A 2,457-nucleotide genomic window follows, 5' to 3' on the forward strand; every position below is an offset into this window, starting at 1 on the left:
CCACGGCCGTCGCCGGGCCCGGCCCCCGCGGCCACCGGTTGGTCGCCAGTGGAGCGTCCGTCGGCCGGCTGGCCCGTACCGACCGCACGGCCGGCACCGGCTGGACCTGCACCGGTTGCCGAGCCCGCACCGGTCGCAGATCCCGTACCGGCCGGCCAGCCGACGTCGCCCGGGTGCGCGGGGTGCGCGGGGTGCGCAGGACGGTCAGGGCGACCGGAGCGATCAGGGCGACCGGGATGTGCGGGCTGACCCGCGCGGTCGGGGTGGTCGGGATGGTGTGGGTGATCCTGGTCCGCGGGGCGGTCCGCCGGGTCGTGCGGGGCGGTGTCCGGCGCGTCGTCGTGCGGCCCCGCGGCGCCCTCGCCGCACGGCACGCTCAACTCGCCGATCACCACCCCGTCGCTGTCGTCGACCAGCAGGTCGAGCCGGTGGTCGCAGCCGTCGAGCACGGTGCGGGCGGCCCGCACCGCGTCGGTCGGGATGCCGAGGGCGCTGGCGAGCCGGACCGCGGCCGGCGGCCCGACCGGGACCATCGCCAGCGGCGTGGTGGCCAGCGTCCGCTCCCGGTGCAACAGCGTCACCACCCGCAGCAGCGCGCGGTCATCGCCCACCACCACGGGCCGTCTGCTGCCCCGGCGGGCCAGCGCCCGGGTGAGCTCGTCGGGTCCGTCCGGCAGGCAGATCTTGGTGGTCGCCCGCGCGCACAGCACGTCCTTGGCGATCCGTACGGACTCCCCGTCGGCGCGCCGGGCGCCCGGGTCGATGATCATGAGCAGCGGTGGCGTTGCGCTCACGCGGGGCTCTGGAGCCGACACCTCGGTCCTTCCTCAGGTAGCATCTCGGTGCAAGAGCCCCTTGCGCTATTGCGCCAGGGGCTTGGTCTATTCCGGGGCACCGGTCCGACGGCTCTGCCGGCGGGGACGCGATGACGCGCACCGCCACGCACGTGGGACATGCCCCGCCCGGAAGGGGTGTACGCCTGTGCCCGCACTCGTGCTGCTCGGTGCTCAGTGGGGTGATGAAGGCAAGGGAAAGGCCACCGACCTGCTCGGTGGCTCGGTGGATTACGTGGTGCGCTACCAGGGCGGTAACAACGCCGGTCACACCGTCGTCGTCGGTGACCAGAAGTACGCGCTGCACCTGCTCCCTTCCGGAATCCTCTCCCCCAGCTGCACACCGGTCATCGGCAACGGCGTCGTCGTGGACCCGGCGGTCCTGCTCTCCGAGCTGAGCGGGCTGAACGACCGCGGCGTCGACACGTCCAAGCTCTTGATCAGCGGTAACGCCCATCTGATCACGCCGTACCACCAGACCATCGACAAGGTCACCGAGCGCTTCCTCGGCAAGCGGAAGATCGGCACCACCGGGCGCGGCATCGGCCCGGCGTACGCGGACAAGATCAACCGGGTGGGCATCCGGGTCCAGGACCTCTTCGACGAGTCGATCCTGATCCAGAAGGTCGAAGCGGCCCTGCACGACAAGAACCAGATACTGGTCAAGCTCTTCAACCGGCGGGCCATCGGCACCGACCAGGTGGTGGAGGAGTACCTGGGCTACGCGGCGCAGATCAAGGACTACGTGGCCGACACCACGCTGATCCTCAACAACGCCATCGACGAGGGCAAGGTCGTCCTCTTCGAGGGCGGCCAGGGCACGCTGCTCGACGTGGACCACGGCACGTACCCCTTCGTGACCTCCTCCAACCCGACCGCCGGCGGCGCCTGCACCGGCTCGGGCGTGGGTCCCACCAAGATCAGCCGGGTGATCGGCATCCTGAAGGCGTACACCACGCGGGTGGGCGCCGGACCGTTCCCGACCGAGCTGCTCGACGCGGACGGCGAGGCGCTGCGCACCATCGGCGGCGAGCGCGGCGTGACCACCGGTCGCGACCGGCGCTGCGGCTGGTTCGACGCGGTCATCGCGCGGTACGCGACGCGCGTCAACGGCCTCACCGACTTCTTCCTGACCAAGCTCGACGTGCTCACCGGCTGGGAGCAGATCCCGGTCTGCGTGGCGTACGAGGTCGACGGCAAGCGGGTCGACGAGCTGCCGTACAGCCAGAGCGACTTCCACCACGCCAAGCCCATCTACGAGAACCTGCCGGGCTGGTCGGAGGACATCACCAAGGCCAAGACCTTCGGTGACCTGCCGAAGAACGCGCAGGCGTACGTGAAGGCGCTGGAGCAGATGTCCGGGGCGCCGATCTCGGCGATCGGCGTCGGCCCGGGCCGGGACGAGACGATTCAGGTCAACTCCTTCCTCTGAGCCGCAGGCCTGTACGGGCCCGCTGGGCCGCAGGGGCCGCACGGCCCGCACGGGCCGCATACGAGCGCCGGGTGCGCCGTCCCGATCGGGGACGGCCGCCCGGCGCGCGTGCGGGTGCCCCGGCGCCGCCCGGGCTGTCTGGTTTACCCATCGCCGAGCCCCCGCGCCGGGCGCCGGGGGGGGGGGGGGGGG

Annotated in this window: 2 protein-coding genes; one reads left to right on the top strand and one right to left on the bottom strand. The window is 72.1% G+C overall.

Going from position 1 to position 2,457, the window contains the following annotated elements; translation table 11 throughout:
- Window positions 1-794: diacylglycerol kinase family protein (locus tag AAHZ94_RS32605; protein ID WP_502964850.1), on the bottom strand; the 794-nt coding region annotated here is incomplete at its 3' end.
- Between the two features lie 187 nt (window positions 795-981).
- Here AAHZ94_RS32605 and AAHZ94_RS32610 point away from each other — a divergent pair.
- Window positions 982-2,265 carry an adenylosuccinate synthase gene (locus AAHZ94_RS32610; protein WP_349997320.1) on the top strand — a complete coding sequence of 428 codons (1,284 nt, stop codon included), beginning with the start codon at window positions 982-984 and terminating at the stop codon, window positions 2,263-2,265.
- Window positions 2,266-2,457: the final 192 nt, after the last annotated feature.

The organism is Streptomyces sp. HSW2009, from assembly GCF_040240285.1.
In the GTDB taxonomy this organism is placed as follows: domain Bacteria; phylum Actinomycetota; class Actinomycetes; order Streptomycetales; family Streptomycetaceae; genus Streptomyces.